Annotated in this window: 12 protein-coding genes; 6 read left to right on the top strand and 6 right to left on the bottom strand. The window is 64.6% G+C overall.

The genetic code is table 11. The features are described from left to right. Window positions 1–40 precede the first annotated feature (40 nt). Genes AC0L3S_RS12790 through AC0L3S_RS12800 form a run of 3 tightly spaced genes read right to left on the bottom strand, consistent with a single transcriptional unit; the run spans window position 41 to window position 3589 of the window. Window positions 41–916: an ABC transporter permease gene (locus AC0L3S_RS12790; protein ID WP_473279311.1), complete on the bottom strand. Its 876-nt coding sequence runs from the start codon at window positions 914–916 to the stop codon at window positions 41–43. 3 nt (window positions 917–919) lie between these two features. After that, entirely contained in the window at window positions 920–1870 is a 951-nt protein-coding gene (locus tag AC0L3S_RS12795) for an ABC transporter permease (RefSeq protein WP_473263025.1), read from the bottom strand. A 27-nt stretch (window positions 1871–1897) separates the two neighbouring features. Continuing rightward, window positions 1898–3589, bottom strand: coding sequence for a peptide ABC transporter substrate-binding protein (locus AC0L3S_RS12800; protein ID WP_473279312.1), 1692 nt, complete (start codon window positions 3587–3589; stop codon window positions 1898–1900). Between the two features lie 219 nt (window positions 3590–3808). Between AC0L3S_RS12800 and AC0L3S_RS12805 the strand changes: the two genes are divergently transcribed. The 4 genes from AC0L3S_RS12805 (at window position 3809) to AC0L3S_RS12820 (ending at window position 8063) form a co-directional block, all read left to right on the top strand. Beyond that, window positions 3809–4441, top strand: a complete 633-nt coding sequence (locus tag AC0L3S_RS12805) for a cupin domain-containing protein (RefSeq protein WP_473263027.1) — start codon at window positions 3809–3811, stop codon at window positions 4439–4441. A gap of 141 nt (window positions 4442–4582) precedes the next feature. Continuing rightward, on the top strand, window positions 4583–6424 hold the full coding sequence (locus tag AC0L3S_RS12810) for an ATP-binding protein (protein ID WP_473279313.1): 1842 nt from the start codon (window positions 4583–4585) through the stop codon (window positions 6422–6424). Window positions 6425–6501: 77 nt separating this feature from the next. Further along, window positions 6502–6951, top strand: a complete 450-nt coding sequence (locus AC0L3S_RS12815; protein WP_473263029.1) for a cupin domain-containing protein — start codon at window positions 6502–6504, stop codon at window positions 6949–6951. A 41-nt stretch (window positions 6952–6992) separates the two neighbouring features. Further along, window positions 6993–8063: a hypothetical protein gene (locus tag AC0L3S_RS12820; protein ID WP_473279314.1), complete on the top strand. Its 1071-nt coding sequence runs from the start codon at window positions 6993–6995 to the stop codon at window positions 8061–8063. A 196-nt stretch (window positions 8064–8259) separates the two neighbouring features. Here AC0L3S_RS12820 and AC0L3S_RS12825 read toward each other — a convergent pair whose 3' ends face one another. Together AC0L3S_RS12825 and AC0L3S_RS12830 are read right to left on the bottom strand one after the other, a co-directional pair. Next, window positions 8260–8778 (bottom strand): GNAT family N-acetyltransferase, encoded by a 519-nt coding sequence (locus tag AC0L3S_RS12825; RefSeq protein ID WP_473263031.1) that lies wholly within the window; start codon window positions 8776–8778, stop codon window positions 8260–8262. A 16-nt stretch (window positions 8779–8794) separates the two neighbouring features. Further along, window positions 8795–9598, bottom strand: a complete 804-nt coding sequence (locus AC0L3S_RS12830; RefSeq protein WP_473279315.1) for an ABC transporter substrate-binding protein — start codon at window positions 9596–9598, stop codon at window positions 8795–8797. A 254-nt stretch (window positions 9599–9852) separates the two neighbouring features. Here AC0L3S_RS12830 and AC0L3S_RS12835 point away from each other — a divergent pair, with 254 nt between their 5' ends. Both AC0L3S_RS12835 and AC0L3S_RS12840 read left to right on the top strand, forming a co-directional pair. Next, window positions 9853–11046 (top strand): efflux RND transporter periplasmic adaptor subunit, encoded by a 1194-nt coding sequence (locus AC0L3S_RS12835; protein ID WP_473279316.1) that lies wholly within the window; start codon window positions 9853–9855, stop codon window positions 11044–11046. A gap of 16 nt (window positions 11047–11062) precedes the next feature. Further along, the gene (locus AC0L3S_RS12840; protein ID WP_473279317.1) at window positions 11063–14221 is read left to right on the top strand and encodes an efflux RND transporter permease subunit; all 3159 of its coding nucleotides are present in this window, start codon (window positions 11063–11065) and stop codon (window positions 14219–14221) included. Here AC0L3S_RS12840 and AC0L3S_RS12845 read toward each other — a convergent pair. Continuing rightward, window positions 14218–16485: a cation:proton antiporter domain-containing protein gene (locus AC0L3S_RS12845; protein ID WP_473279318.1), complete on the bottom strand. Its 2268-nt coding sequence runs from the start codon at window positions 16483–16485 to the stop codon at window positions 14218–14220. The genes AC0L3S_RS12840 and AC0L3S_RS12845 overlap by 4 nt on opposite strands. Between the last annotated feature and the right edge of the window lie 10 nt (window positions 16486–16495).

Genomic DNA, 16495 nt, shown 5'->3' on the forward strand with positions numbered 1-16495 from the left:
GCACTCCTGGAAATCAGCTCGATCGAAGCTCGTCGGCTTGTCATGGGATGTTCATTCGCGGATCGAGCGCGTCACGCAGGCCGTCGCCGAGAAAATTGAAGCTCGTCACCGCCAGCGTGATGGCGAGGCCCGGCGCAATCGCGAGCCAGGGCGCGCTGGTAAGATAGATCTGCGCGTTGTTGAGCATGTTGCCGAGGCTCGCGGCCGGCGGCTGGATGCCGTAGCCGAGATAGCTGAGATAGGACTCCAGCAGGATCGCCTTGGCGACATTCAGCGTCGCCGCCACCACGATCGGCGCGATCGCATTGGGCACCAGCTCACGGAACATGATCCGCAGGCTCGACGAGCCGAACGCGAGTGCAGCAACCGCAAACTCGCGTTCCCGCAGCGAGCGCACCTGAGCCTCGACGACGCGGGCCACCCACATCCAGGCGGTTGCCGCGATCAGAACGGTGGTGGTGACGAAGCCGGGCTCGATGAGCGCCGCGAGCGCAAGCAGCAGGAAAATGGTCGGAAAACACAGCATGGCGTCGACGAGCCGCATCAGCACGGCGCCGACCACCCCGCCATAGAAGCCGGCGAAGGCGCCGACGGCGATGCCCACCGCCATCGCGATCACCATCGCGACGAAGCCGATCGACAGCGAGACGCGCGCGCCCATCATCAGACGCGCCAGCACGTCGCGGCCGAGTTCGTCGGTACCGAGGATGTGCGCGCCGGAAAACGGCGGCGCGAACCGCTTCATGATGTCGATATAGGTGTCGTCGAACGGCAGCAGATAGGGACCGAAGGCCGAGCCGAGGACGAGCACCAGAATGATCACGGCGCCAGCGAGCGCGAGCCGGTGCCGGCGGAAGCGCCGCCAGGCGGCTTGGCCCGGCGCAAGCTGAACGGTCGAGAGGGCTGCGCTCGTCATCGCCTAGCCCACCCGTATCCTGGGATCGACGACGGCATAGAGGATGTCGGCGAGCAGGGAGCCGATCAGCACCATCATTGCCGAGAACATCAAAATGCCCATCACCACGGGGTAGTCGCGATAGCCGATGGAATCGAGAAACAGGCGCCCCATGCCGGGCCAGGTGAACACGGTTTCGGCGACCAGCGCGCCGCCGAGCAGCGTCGGAAACTGCAGGCCGGCAACGGTGATCATCGGCAGCAGGGCGTTGCGCAGCGCATGCACGGTGAGAATGCGCCATTCCGGCATGCCCTTGGCGCGCGCGGTGCGGATGTAGTCCTGGTTGATGACTTCAAGCATCGAGGAGCGCATGAAGCGGCCCCACATCGCGGTCTCGACCAGCGCCAGCACCAGGGCCGGCGCGATCAGATGATGCAGAAGGTCGAGGAAGGAGCCGTCGCCGACGGTCTCGCGGTTGCCGGCCGGTAGCCAGCCGAGCTTCACCGAAAAGACATAGATGGTGACGAGGCCGAACCAGAAGGTCGGGATCGACAGCGCGATCATGGCGCCGACGGTTGCGAGCGAATCGAACAGAGAATAGCGGCGGAGCGCGCCGAGCACACCGATCCAGCAGCCAAGCAGTACGGCGATGATGGTCGCTGTCGCCATCAGCTCCAGCGTGGCGCCGAGATGCGACGAGATCACCGCCAGCACCGCCTCGCCGTCGCGATACGAGCGGCCCCAATCGCCGCTCAGCATCCGGCCGAACCAGTCGAGGTACTGGATCGGCAGCGAACGATCGAGGCCAAGCTGCCTGGTGACGCGATCGAGATCCTCCTGCGTCATCTGCGCGGACGCAGCGAATTGCGAGAGCGGACCGCCGGGCGCCAGATGCAGGATGGCGAAGCCGATCGCGGACACGATCACCAGCAGCATGATCGCCTGCGCCAGGCGATTGGCGACGTAACGAGCCATCTCAGGCGATCTCGCGCACCTGAACCATTAGGCCCAATACCATTCGCGGATGTTCCAGCAGTTGATCGACATGTTGATGTTGGGGCGGAAACCTCGCAGCCCTTCCTTCACGCCTTCGGCGATGAAGCCCTGGAACAGCGGCAGGATCGCGAGGTCGTCGCGGATGAGCTTTTGCAGATTGCCATAGGTCGTCTTGCGCTGCGCCAGATCGAACTGCTTGGCACCTTCGGCGAGAAGCCGATCCGCCTCCGGGTTGCGATACTGATAGGTGTTGTAGCCGCGGCCACCCTTGGCAGGGATGGCGCCGGAGCCAAAGCGGGGCGTCACGTCGGGGTCGCTGCCGAGCATGAAATTCACCCCCACGATCACCGAGTTGAATTTCGATTGCTGCCAGAAGTCGCCCCAGATCACGGCGGCCGGCATGTTGTTGACGCGCATCGCGGCACCGATCGCGCGCCAGTCCTGGATCAGCAACTGCTGGGTCTGCTCGCGTACCGCGTTGCCCGACGTCGTGGAATTGGCGAATTCGAGCTTGACGCCGCCCTTCTCGCGCACCCCACCGGCGCCGCGGACCCAACCGGCCGCATCGAGCAGCGTGTTGGCCTTGGCCGGATCGTATTTGTGCTGCGGCAGTCCCTGCTGGAACGACCAGGCCTGTTGCGGCACGAAGCTTTCGGTCTGCGTCGGCAAGCCGTAGTTCAGCGCATCGATGATCGCCTGCTTGTTGATCGCGAGATACAGCGCCTCGCGCACGGTGCGGTCCGCCAACGCGCCGAACTCCAGATTGGGCGCGATGTGCTCCACCGACGACGTCGAGGAGACGAAGATCTTGCGGCCCTTCAGCGTCTTCGCCTCCTGCACGAAGTTTGGCAGAATGCCTTGCAGGCCGGTGTAGTCGACCTGGCCGGTGCGGAACTGGGTGTAGAGGACAGTGAGGTCAGGAATGTACTTGAACACCACGCGCTCAACGTAAGGTCCCTTGCCGTGATAGCCGGTATGGGCATTCAACTGAATGTGGTCGCCCGGCACGCGCTCGCCCCAGCGGAACGGTCCGGTGCCGACAGGCGCATTGTGGAACGGCGAGGCGTTCGGATCGGTCACCTTCTCCAGGATGTGCTTGGGCACGATGAAGGTCAGCGATCCCAGGATCGACATGTAGGGCGAATACGGAGCTTCCATGCGCCAGTGAATCTCGTCGGGCGCGACGACCTTGATGTCCTTCACGAGACTATGGCCGACCCGGCTGCGCGCGCGGAAATCGGGGTTGTTGATCAGCTCGAGCGAGAACTTCACGTCCTCGGCCGTGAACGCCGTGCCGTCGTGCCATTTCACGTCGCTGCGGAGCTTGATCTTCCAGGTCAGGCCGTCGGCCGACAGGCCGCCATTCTCGATGGTCGGGACCTCGCGGGCGAGATCGGGAACGAACTTGCCATCGGGATCGATGAACCAGAGCGGCGAGAACACCTGCCACCAGATGCCCTGGTCGACCTCGATACCCGGCATCAGGGGATGAAAGACCGTCGGCTCCTGCGACAGCGCCGCGATCACCTGCCCGCGCGGCTTGTCGGGCGGACTGGTCGGGCGTTCGGTCTGCGCAAATGCGCTGCCCGAAAGCGTCCATCCCGCCGCGGCGCCTGCGCCGAGCTGAAAGATCTGACGGCGATTCGGATTGCCGAGATGCAGTGCTCCAACGCCGAACTTCCCGGTGTCGTCCGCCATGACCACTCTCCGTTTTCGCACGCGGCACCGTCTCCCGCGCCCCGAGATCCCCGGCAAAGGGACAGGAGTGGGCTTTAGTGCTTCTAAATTTTTCTATCAAAAGTTCATCACGACTAAATACAGCTGTCAATCGCATTGCTAGGATGCGCGACCTTTTCACTCCGACTGATGCTCCGGACCGTCCTTGTCCGGGGCTGAGGTGATGCATGGGAGAGCGACATGGATGGTCGCGGCGAGATCAACGATCCGAAGGATGCCCCGGCGATCGAGACCGACGATGCGGTCGACCAGCGCCTCGGCGAGACCGTGCGGCTGCTGCGCCAGCGTGCGGGCCTGTCGATCCAGGACGTCGCCAACAAGACCGGCCTCTCCAACGGCATGATCAGCCAGCTCGAACGCGCGCGCGCCATGCCGTCGATCCGCACGTTGCGCCTGCTCAGCATCGCGCTCGATGTTCCTATCTCCTATTTCTTCGAGACCACCGATCCCGCCGACGTGCAGCGCTACATCGTGCGCAAGAACAGCCGGCGCCTGCTGCGGCTCACCGCCAGCGGAGTCGTCAAGGAAGCGCTGACGCCGGCAGACAAAGGCCAGCTCGAACTCTACGAGCTCACGCTCAATCCCGGCGCCTCGTCCGGCACCGACTTCCTGCAGCACACCGGCGAGAAGGCGGGCTATATCCTCTCGGGGAGCCTGCGGCTGTGGCTCGACAACCAGGCCCATCTGCTCGAGGCCGGCGACAGCTTTCGCTTTCCGAGCATCGTGCCGCATATGTTCGACAACCCGACCCAGCAGACCGCCCGCGTGATCTGGGTGACGACGCTGCGCCAGACCGATTCGCCGGCAGGTTGAAGCGCCGCCAACCCGGCACCACCGCAAATTGCCCCTCGACGCCGCCGCGCGGAATCTGTAGCTCACATCTGTCGCTGACGTGGAGCCGGACATTGACAGGGCGGACACGGGGGGCCGCGACTGACGCGTTGGTGTGAGACCATGAAACTCAGGGGGCTTCTGACACTCGCGATGGCCGCGCAGGTCATCGTGACCGCGGCGGCTCTCCTTGTCTCCTATGCCGCGACCGGAACCGGGTTCGGCATTGCCCAGATCGTCGCCCTGCTAGCAAGCGGCGCCATTGCCGTCCTGCTCGCTGGTCTGTGCACGCGCGCGATCGAAAACACGCAGGAAAAACGTGCCGCCGCGCAACTGGCCGAGCAGGCGCAGGCCAGCGCACAGATGACGCAAGCCGTCATCAAGACCGCGCTCGACGCCTTCATTCAGACCGACCAGAGCGGCATCGTGCTGGAATGGAGTCTTCAGGCCGAGGCCCTGACCGGATGGACGCGCAAGGAGGCACTCGGCACCGATGTAGTCAACCTCCTCATCGCCGAGCCGCTGCGCGACGGCTTCAGGCAACGCATGATGCGGCTGCTGCCGGAATTGTCGGATACGCCGATCGGCATCCGGTTCGAAGCGACCCTGCTGCACCGGGACGGCGACGAGATCCTGATCGAGGCCTCCAGCACGGCGCTCCGCATCGGGGAGCGCACTCTCATCAACAATTTCGTCAAGGACGTTACCCAGAAGCGCGCCGCCGCGGAGCAGCTGATCCAGGCCCAGAAGATGGAAGCGATCGGCCAGCTCACCGGCGGCATCGCGCACGAATTCAACAACATGCTCACCGTGATCACGGGCACGATCGAGATCCTCGCCGACGCCGTGAAGGACAATCCGCCGCTCGCGACCATCACCAAGCTGATCAGCGACGCCGCCGATCGCGGCGCCGCGCTGACGTCGAGCCTGTTGTCGTTTGCCCGCAAGCAGGCGCTCAAGCCGGCCGAGAGCGACATCAACGTACTGCTCGAAGAGCTCGCAAAGCTGCTGCTGGCAACCTTCGACAAGAAGATCGAAATCGTGACCCGGCTCGACGGCAACGTCTGGCTCGCCCTCGTCGACCGCGGCCAATTGAGCTCGGCACTTCTCAACCTCGCGATCAACGCCCGCGACGCGATGCTGGACGGCGGCAGACTGACGCTGACGACGCGCAACGTCGTGTTCGGCGTCCGCGAGGCCGTGGCGGTCGGAGCCGGCTATGCCGGCGACTATGTCGAGATCGAGATCGCCGACACCGGCACCGGCATTCCGCCGGCCATTCTGGAGCGGATCTTCGATCCCTTCTTCTCGACCAAGGACGTCGGCAAGGGCACGGGGCTTGGGCTCAGCATGGTATTCGGATTCATCAAGCAGTCCGGCGGCGGCATCAAGGTCGCTTCCGAAGAAGGACGCGGCACCATTTTCACGATCTACCTGCCGAAGGCGGAGGCGAGCACGCTTCGCCCCACCGGCTATGACGAGCGCAAGGTCGTGGGCGGGACGGAAACCATCCTCTGTGTCGAGGACGACCGCGACGTCCGCCAGTACGTTACGGTCCAGCTCGAAAGCCTCGGCTACAAGGTCATCCCGGCCGCCAATGCGGCCGAGGCACTCGCCATCTCGGCCGAAGGCACGCCCTTCGACCTGCTCTTCACCGACATCGTGATGGCCGGCACATTGAATGGACGAGAGCTCGCCGACGAGATGGTGGCAGCGCGCCCCTCGCTGCGGGTGCTGTTCACGTCGGGCTATGCCTACGACGCCCCGCATGCGCAGGGACGCGCCACCAAGGGCGCGCCGCTTCTGACAAAGCCCTACCGGAAGGCCGAGCTCGCGCGCATGCTGCGCCGCTCTCTCGACACCGCCGTCGACGACGCGGGCGATCCGATCCCGACGCCCTATTCCGTGCAGGCCGATCTCGAAGGCTTTCTGCGCAGGCAGGCGGCTGAACGCGACAGGCGTTAGTGCGAGTCTTGCGCATGGACAGCGCATGGTTGCTGCGCAACACTCCACGTCAGTTACAATCCCATTGGAGGCGAGCCATGACTGCACTCGAAAAGGGCATCACCGCGAACGGTACGGGCTATGGCGGCAAGACCTGGAACATCCTCGGCCAGGTCTACTTTCCGAAGGCCGTCACCGAGTCCACCTTCGCGTTCGAGACCAACAGCGAGCCCGGCCAGTTCGTGCCGGTGCACATCCATCCGACCCAGGACGAATTCATCCTGGTGCAGGAAGGCACGCTCGACCTAAAGCTCGATGGCAAATGGGTGAAGGCCCATGCCGGCGACCTCGTGCGCCTGCCGCGCGGGATCCCGCACGGCTATTTCAACAAATCCGACAAACCGGCCCGCGCATTGTTCTGGGTCTCGCCGATGCAGAAGCTGGAGGCGCTGTTCAATCAGCTCCATGACCTGACCGACCCGGCCGAGGTCGTGCGCATCTCGGCGCTGCACGAGGTCGACTTCCTGCCGCCCGAAGCCAACGACTAGGCTACGATCCCCCGACCGACGAATCGTTAGGGGAACTGGCCATGCCTGCACGACGTCAACTCCTCGCCATCGGGGCGCTTGGGCTGCTCCTTACGACGTTCGTCCCGAGCCGGGCGCAAACGCTCACCGCCAGGCAATCGGAAGCGGTTGCGACCTACGAGCGTGCGCTCGGCGATTTCAAATCCATTCTCTCCGAGCGGCGCCGCCAGATCGAGGCGAAGCAGCCGCTGCCGAACCTGCCGGGCCAGGCGCTGTATCTGGCACGCGTCGCCGTGATCAGTGCTTACAAGGATCTCACCGATGCCATGCCGTCGCGGATCGGCAGGCCCAACAAGTTCGAGATACCACCGGCCTATTTCGATGCCGACATCGAGCCGCTGGTCGACGAATACTCAAAACTGTTCGACATCATGGAAGCGCCGCCGGCCGGCGCGCAGGACTCGGCGACGCCGTTCAAGGACGTGGTCGATCTCGCGGTCGCGATCGCGCGAGCCAAGGGACTTGCGCCTGGCCACGCCGAAGCCGCGGGCCGGATCAGCCTCGGGCTGTTCTTCGCCGAGACCAACGGCAAGCAGAACGTCCGCAACGGACGCTCGAACACCTATATGGGCAGCTTCCAGACCGGCCCGTCCGAGGATCGCAACGGCCGCAGGAAATGGGAGGCCATCAAGGGCGAGATCGCGGCGGCCGATCCCGACTTGAGCGCGCGCGACGACAAGGAGGAGGCGCGGGCCCGCGGCACCGATCATCGCTTCAATCACTGGACCAACGTACGCGACGGGCTGATGAACGCGCATGCAGATATTTTCCGGGAGATCCCGGGGATCGTGAAGACGCTGCCCGACCCGATCGACCAGATGAAGCTGTTCGAGCTGATCCAGATCATTCCCACGCCGACGCGGGCGGCGCTCAAGTCCGTCGATCTCCTGAACTACAGGGTGTCCAGTCCGACCATCATGAAGCACCTGCGCAACAACAGCATCTTCGCATTCGGACGGGCCGACCGGGCGCGCACCTCGGCGAGCTTCCGGGAAATCCTTGGCGCGATGTGGCTGTTCAAGCGGAAATTCGAGAAGGCGATGGCGAAATATGCGGAGATCAAGCCGCGCTGAGGGGCAGCTTGCTCGCCGCATGGCACGAGGGTGAGAGGCGCCAGCCCGCGGGCATCCGCACTGCGGAGCCGTTGGGCCTGCCCCACTCCAACGAGATCGGCGCGTTCTTTGTGAGATTGTTGTCATGGGCCTCGCCCAAAATCCAACGCTCGTGGCGACGTAGACTCCTGCCGCACCACAGCGCTCCGAAGGGTCATCAAAGGCGCTTGGTGAAATGGTAGCGACGAATGCCACCACCCACGGTCTTGTTGCTGGCGGCATCGGCAATCTCTTCGCGCACGCTTCGGTATCCCGCGTTTCGATACAGAGCCAGCGCGTCCCGCTGAAGCTCCGACGTGCTCAGCTGCAGTTGCTGCCGATTTCGCCGGCGGCATTCATCCTCCGCGAACGCCAGCATCTTTCGCGCAATTCCCTGGCGCCGCAAGCCGGGAGCGACGTACATGCGCCGCAACTCCATCGCATGCTCGCCTGAGGCCTCCAAACCGAACATGCCGACGATCTCGCCGTCGGCAACGGCGACCCAGAAACCGCCGTTCCGGCTTGCATAATAATCCGCGAGCCGATCAATCTCTTCGGCGAGCGAGCGGACGATATAGCGTTCAAACTCCTCCGCCATATGCGTCGGAGCCAATAGACGATTCACCCGGATGAACAGCTCGCGCACGGCAGCGGCATCAGGCGGCGCGAAGGCGCGAATCTCAATCTCTCTTGTCATAGAGGCGCTGCCGCCGCTACTCGGTTCTTATAGGCGAATCCTTCAGGCCGTTGTTGTCATAGGCCTTGCGCAAGGTGCCGTTCGTCACCGCCTCGTTCATGAACTTGGCGGCGAAGGTCAGCGCTTGGGGATGGCCGAGCGGCACAGCGACCGCGGTGACGGTCTTCTTGAACGTCTCGTCGAGCACGCGCGTGCCCGGAATCTTCTGCGCCATCTTGTTGAGCTGGTCGCGCGACAGCGCGAAGGCATCGATCTCGCCGCTCTTCAGGAGGCCGAAGATCTCGTCATAGGTCTGGTAGCCCGTGACCTTCGCGTTTTTCAAATGCGCGACCGCGCCGCGCATTGTGGTGGTCGCGTTGACGGCCGCGACCTTGATGCCCACCTGGTCAAGGGTGACAAAGTTACTGACGCTCGAACCGGCCTTGACAATGTAGGTGGCGTCCGCGACCTCGTAGATCGGGCCGAACATCATCCTGGTCTCGCGGTCAGGGTCCTTGGGGAGCCAGGTGACGTCCCATGTGCCTTTGCCGGCGGCATCGGTGATCTGGCCGGAATTCTGGTGCACGACATATTCGACGGGCACGCCGAGCTGCGCGGCCATCTCCCTGCCGAGATCGACGGGAACGCCGGCATAGCCGGCCTCGGTCTTGGTGGACCAGAACGCGCCGCCCGCCGGGCTGATCGCGATCGCGACCCGCAGCTTGCCGGTCGGTGCGATCTCGTCCTTCAGACCATCGGCTAGCGCGGGCATGGCGACCGCCGCTGCGAGAACGAGGCCGGCAAGGACCGACTCAAGCACCGACATAAGAGACGTGGGCATGTCATGATCTCCCGACCTTTTCTTCTTTTATTCTTCTCTTGTTCTTCCCGACTGCTTCGCGCGTCGTCGCTCGGCCTTGACTCAATTCTGGTCGATCGTGCGCGCGATGAAAAGCGGTTTGTGATGGCAAAACTGCCAAAGGCCACAGCGCGATCTGCAGTGCAAGGCCGACGACTGCCATGGCTATGGTGTTCCACGGCCGGGCATTTGTTGGTAGCCTCCCGCCCCGACAGACAGTAACCGGGGGCCACCGAATGACCTGCGCGAATCCCGCATCTCCCGCACGGCGCAACCGAGCCTGGAGACATGTCGGGCGGGCACTGGCCGCCGCGATGGCCGTCGCCGCGCTCGCCGGCTGCGAGGACAAGAACACATTCGTCGCGCCGCCCCCGCCCAAGGTGGACGTGGCTACGCCCGTGCAGCGCCCGGTGACGCGCTATGTCGAGGCCACCGGCAACACCGCGCCGGTCAAGAGCGTCGATCTCGTCGCGCGCGTGCAGGGCTTCCTGCAATCGATCGACTACCAGGACGGCACCTTCGTCAAGCAGGGCACCCAGCTGTTCACGATCGAGCCCGAAACCTACAAGCTCAAGCTCGAACAGGCGCAAGCGGCCGAGGCCGGCGCGCAGGCCTCGCTTCGGCAGGCGGAGGCCGACTACAAGCGGCAGGCCGAACTGGTGCAGCGCCAGGCGGTCTCGCAGGCGACCCTGGACACTTCGACATCGAACCGTGACAACGCCCAGGCCAACCTGCAGCAGGCCCAGGCCAACACCAGGCTCGCCGAGGTCAATTACGGCTACACCAAGGTGAGCGCGCCGTTCGACGGCATCGTCAGCGCGCATATGGTCTCGATCGGCGAGCTGGTCGGCGTCTCCTCCCCAACCCAGCTTGCCACCATCGTCGCGATGGACCCGATCTGGGTGAACTTCACGGTCAACGAGCAGGACGTGCTGCGAATCCGGGCCGAGGCGCAACGGCGTGGCCTGACGCCGGCCGACCTCAAGCAATTCCCGATCCAGATCGGACTGCAGACCGAGTCCGGCTATCCGCATGAAGGCCACCTCGACTATGTCGCGCCGACCATCAACACGTCGACCGGCACGCTGGCTGTGCGCGGCCTCGTGCCCAACGACAAGCGGGTGCTGCTGCCCGGCTATTTCGTCCGCGTTCGCGTGCCCTTCACCCAGGAGAAGGACGCCCTGCTCGTGCCCGACACCGCGCTCGGCAGCGATCAGGGCGGTCGCTATCTGCTGGTGGTCGGCAAGGACGACACCGTCGAGCAGCGCAAGGTGCAGATCGGTCCCGTCGACAACGGCCTGCGCGTGATCGAAAGCGGCCTGAAGCCGGACGACCGCGTGGTGACCGCAGGGCTGCTGCGGGTGATTCCGGGCCAGAAGATCGACCCTCAGGTGACGAAGATCGAGCAGCCGCAGGCGTCTGCCAAGTAAGTAGGGAGCGCCTGCCATGATCTCAAAATTCTTCATCGAGCGGCCGGTCCTCTCGAACGTCATCGCACTGCTGATGATCCTGATCGGCGGCGTCGCGCTGTTCAACCTCGCGATCGCGCAATATCCCGACGTGGTGCCGCCGACGGTGCAGGTCACCACGCGCTATCCCGGCGCCAGCGCCAAGACCGTGATCGACACGGTTGCCTTGCCGATCGAACAACAGGTCAACGGCGTCGAGGACATGCTCTACATGCAGTCCTACAGCGGCTCCGACGGCACCTATACGCTGACCGTGACCTTCAAGATCGGCACCGACCTGAACTTCGCGCAGGTGCTGGTGCAGAACCGCGTCTCCAGCGCGCTGTCGCAATTGCCGCAGTCGGTGCAGAACCAGGGCGTCACCGTGCAGAAGCGGTCGACCTCGATCCTGCTGTTCGTGACGCTGACTTCGCCGGACAAGACGTTCGACAGCCTTTATCTGAGCAACTACGCCACCATCAACCTGCGCGACGAGCTCTCGCGCCTACCCGGCGTCGGCAACGTCACCGTGTTCGGCGCCGGTCAGTATTCGATGCGGGTGTGGCTCGATCCGAACAAGTTGCAGGTCCGTGGCCTGGTGCCGCAGGACGTCATCCAGGCGATCCAGCAGCAGAGCCAGCAGGTCTCCGCCGGTCAGGTCGGCGCGCCGCCGACGCCGCCGGGTCAGGCGTTTCAGTATACACTCAACGTCAACGGCAGGCTCGACGACACCACCGAGTTCGAGAACATCATCGTCAAGTCGGGCACCAGCGGCGACGTCACGCGGGTGCGCGACGTCGGTTGGGTCGAGCTCGGCGCGCAGACCTACAGCCAGATCTTCTCGCTCAACAAGCAGCCGGCCACCGGCATCGGCGTGTTCCAGTCGCCCGGCGCCAATGCACTCCAGGTCGAGCAGGCCGTCGAGAAGAAAATGGCGGAGCTCGCGAAGGCCTTCCCGCAAGGGATGAAGTACGACACGCCCTTCGACACCACCAAATTCGTGCAGGCCTCGGTTCACGAGGTCTACATGACGCTGATCGAGGCCGGCCTGCTGGTGCTGGTCGTCATCCTGGTGTTCCTGCAGGACTGGCGCGCGATGCTGGTGCCGGCGACCACGGTGCCGGTCACCATCATCGGCGCCTTCGCCGCGATGGCCGCGCTCGGTTTCACCATCAACATGTCGACGCTGTTCGCGATCGTGCTCGCGATCGGCATCGTCGTCGACGACGCCATCGTCGTGGTCGAAGGCGCGGCTCACAACATCGAGCAGGGCATGAACGGCCACGACGCCGCTATCAAGGCGATGGACCAGCTGTTCGCGCCGATCGTCGGCATCACGCTGGTGCTGATCTCGGTTTTTTTGCCGGCGTCGTTCCTCGCCGGGCTCACCGGCCGCATCTATTCGCAATTCGCGCTGGTTATCGCCGCGACCGCGCTTCTGTCCGCCATCAACGCGGCGACGCTGAAGCCGACGCAGTGCGCGCTCTGGCTGCGGCCGACGGTGCCGCCGGAGCAGCGCAACTTCTTCTATCGCGGGTTCAACGCGGTCTACAACCGCGTCGAGCGCGGCTACATCCGCCTGATCGGCGTGCTGTGCAGGAACAGCACGATCTCAGTCGCGATCGCACTGGTGCTGATCGTGATCGGCGGCTACGGGCTGTCGCGGGTGCCGACGGGGTTCCTGCCAATCGAGGATCAGGGCTATCTGATCGCCGCCGTGCAACTGCCGGACGGCGCCGCACTGGAGCGAACCCAGAAGGTGCTCGACAGAGCGAGCGAGCTGATCAAGGACACGCCCGGAGTCCAGCAGGTCATCACCATCGCCGGCATCTCCGCACTCGACAACAGCGCCAGCCTTGCCAACGCCGGCGTCGCCTACATCATCCTGAAGGACTGGGACGCGCGCAAAGGCCCGGGCGAAGATCTGCGCTCGCTGGTCTACGGGCTGAACGACAAGCTCGCAGTCATCATGGAGGCGCGCACGCTGGTGCTGCCGCCGCCGCCGATCCAGGGCATCGGCAACGCGGCCGGCTTCTCGATGCAGGTCGAGCTGCGCGACGGCAACAGCGATTTCGCCAAGCTCCAGGCCATCACGGGCGCGATGGTCAGCAACGGCCAGAGCCAGAGCGCGCTGCAGCGCGTCCAGTCCTCGTTCCGTTCCTCGGTGCCGCAATTCAACGTCGAGATCGACCGGATCAAGACCCAGACCCTGCACGTCACAACGGACCAGGTGTTCTCAGCGCTGTCGACCTATCTCGGCTCGTCCTATGTCAACCAGTTCAACAAGTTCGGCCGCGTGTTCCAGGTCTACACCCAAGCCGATCCCGCCTTCCGCGTCACCGAGCGCGATATCGCCAACATGATGGTGCGCAATTCGAACGGCGACATGATCCCGATCGGCACCGTCGCCACGATCACACCGGCCACCGGTCCGTCGCTGATCAGTCTCTACAATCTCTATCCCTCCTCGACCGTGATCGGCCTGCCGGCGCAGGGCTATTCCTCCGGCCAGTCGCTGAAATTGATGGAGGAGATCGCGGACAAGACGCTGCCGCCGGGCACGGGCTTCGAATGGACCACGATGTCCTATCAGGAGAAGGCCGTCTCCAACCAGATCTACTGGGTGTTCGGGCTCGCCATGCTGCTGGTCTATCTCGTGCTCGCCGGCCAATACGAGAGCTGGTACGCGCCGATCTCGGTGATCCTGGCCGTGCCGCTGTCGTTGCTCGGCCCCATGCTGATCCTCAACGGCCTGAAGATCGACAACAACCTCTATTGCCAGATCGGGCTGATCCTGCTGATCGCGCTGTCGGCCAAGAACGCGATCCTGATCGTCGAGGTCGGGCTCGAGCTGCACGGCCGCGACGGCAAGCCGGTGCTGGAAAGTGCGATCGAGGCGGCGCGCGCCCGCTTCCGCCCGATCCTGATGACGTCGTTCGCCTTCATCCTCGGCGTGGTGCCGCTGGTGATCGCGACCGGCGCCGGCGCCAGCGCGCGCAAGTCGATCGGCATCACCGTGTTCTCGGGCATGCTGGCCTCGACCTGCCTTGCGGTGCTGTTCGTGCCGGCGTTCTTCGTGGTGGTGCAGCGCTTCGAGAACTGGCGTGCGTCGAAGAAGACGCCGAAGGCGGTGGCGGTGGCCGAGGTGAAGTCCTAGGCTTTCTCCGTGGACGTCGGCCGCGCCTCGCCGCTCGAGACCAGGAGCACCGAGACCTTCGCCTGCCTGAGCACGGCGTCGGCGACGCCGCCGAAGGAGAGGTGGTCGGCCTGGATGCGATCGACGCCCATCACCACGAGATCGACGTCGGTGGTCTCGATCTCGCGCAGGATCGCCGCTTCAGGCGCCCGGTTCGCGCGCAAGGTCGTGGTGATGTCGACCTCGTAGCGGGCGGCGAGATCGCTGGCGTCCTTCAGGATGCCGGCCTCCTGGCTCAGACCACGCGAGGCGCCGCGCTGCGCGCCCCTGTCGCGCGTCGTCGCGACATAGATCACCCGAAGCGAGCCTGATCCCGCCTGCGCCAGCGCGACCGCGACCTCGGCGCCGCGCTTGGAGACGCCGCTGCCGGAGACCGGAACGAGGATGTTGAGCGCCTCGGGCATCGGCTGCTTCAGGTGCTTGCCCTTGGCCGCCACGATCGCGAGCGGTCCTTCGAACTCCGCTGCGATGTCCTCGATCCTCCGGTCGAATCGATCCTTGGTGGCCACGACCTTGTCGATGCCGACGACAAGAAGATCGAAGCCCTTCTTCGCTTCGTCTCCGATCGTCTCACCGAGCCCGGATTTGCGGGCCCGCGTCGTGACATCGACATCGCGGACATCCTGGTCGCCGCTCGCTGATACCGCTTCGGCGGCTTTCTTCACCACCGCTTCGGGGCTTTCCTCTTCGTCGCGACCCTTCTCCTGCTCCTTGGCGCGCTTGCCGATGTGCAGCACGGTGATCGGCAGGCCGCGCATGCCGGCGATCAGGCCGGCGATGTGGGCGGCGAAGCTGGCATTGACGCTCTCGTCCACCGCGAGCAAGGGACGTTCGAGATTGGCGACGAAGCCGCGCCTCTCGAACTCTTCGCGCTCCAGGCGCTCCCTCTCCTCCTTGTTCATCGGCAGCTTCGCCAGCGCCGCGCGCAGCATCGGCGGCATGGCCATCGTGGTCACGATCGCCATGGTCACGATCATCGTGAACAGGTTCTGGCTGAGCACGCCGATCGAAAGACCGATGGTGGCGATGATCACCTCGGTCGAGCCGCGCGCGTTCATCCCGCTTGCGAGTGCCAGCGACTCCCGTGTGTTCAGCCCGCCCACGGTTCCGCCGACGAAGGCGCCCCCGAACTTGCCGACGCTGGCGATCACGACCAGCAGGCCGGTGAGCATCAGCAAATGGGGATCGCGCAGCACCGTGAGGTCGGCGCTCAAGCCGGCGAGACCAAAGAACACCGGCATGAAGAAGCTCGAGATCAATCCGCGCAGCCGCTCGTCGATTTGCCGCGTCAGGATCGGAGACTCCCCGACCAGAATGCCGGCGACGAAGGCACCGAGCACGGTGTGGACGCCGATCAGATGCGTGATCAGCGCCATGGCGCACATCATGAGCAGGATCACCGTGATGACGGGCGCGGTGCTGACGAGAGTGTCGTTGGCCCAGCGAATGAGCTGGAACGCGAGGCGACGGCCGATGGTGAAGCTGATGGCGAGGAAGGCCAGCGTGCCCAGCACGGCTTTCGCCACCGACGCGATATCCAGCGTGCCGTGCGAGGCCAGGCTGAAAATGACCGCGATGATGATCCAGCCGATGGTGTCGTCGATGACGGCGGTGGCGACGATGATCTGTCCGACATTGCGGCGCATGAAGTTCATCTCACGGACGACCACCGCGACGATCTTCACCGAGGAGATCGACAGCGCCGTGCCCATGAACAGCGACGCCACCAGGCGGGCTTGCGGATTGGGCAACAGCGCATCCGGCAGGAATTCACCGAGCGCAAAGCCGCAAGCGAAGGGCACGAGGATGCCGGCGATCGAGATCGCGATCGCGGCCTTGCCGACCTTCCTGACCAGCTTGAGGTCGGTCTCCATGCCGGTCAGCAGCAACAGCAGCAGGATGCCGAACTGCGCGATGCCGTCGATCATCGCCTTCTGCTCGGGCGTTTTGGGGAAAATCGCATGCTGTGCGTCAGGCGAGACCCAACCGAACAGCGAGGGACCAAGCAGGATGCCGGCGAGCAATTCGCCGATCACCGAGGGCTGGCCGAGGCGCTGCATGATCTCGCCGAGACCGCGGCCGACCGCGATCAACAGCACAATCTGGGCCACCAGCAGGAATTCCGAGGGACCGGCCGATTTGCCACCTTCGGCACTGGCCGCAACGGTGGTGAGGACAAGAGCCGCGGCGACAAGGCCGACCGGTCGGAGCAGGCGCCACTGCATGCAGGAATCT

This window comes from Bradyrhizobium sp. Ken01 (assembly GCF_055807355.1).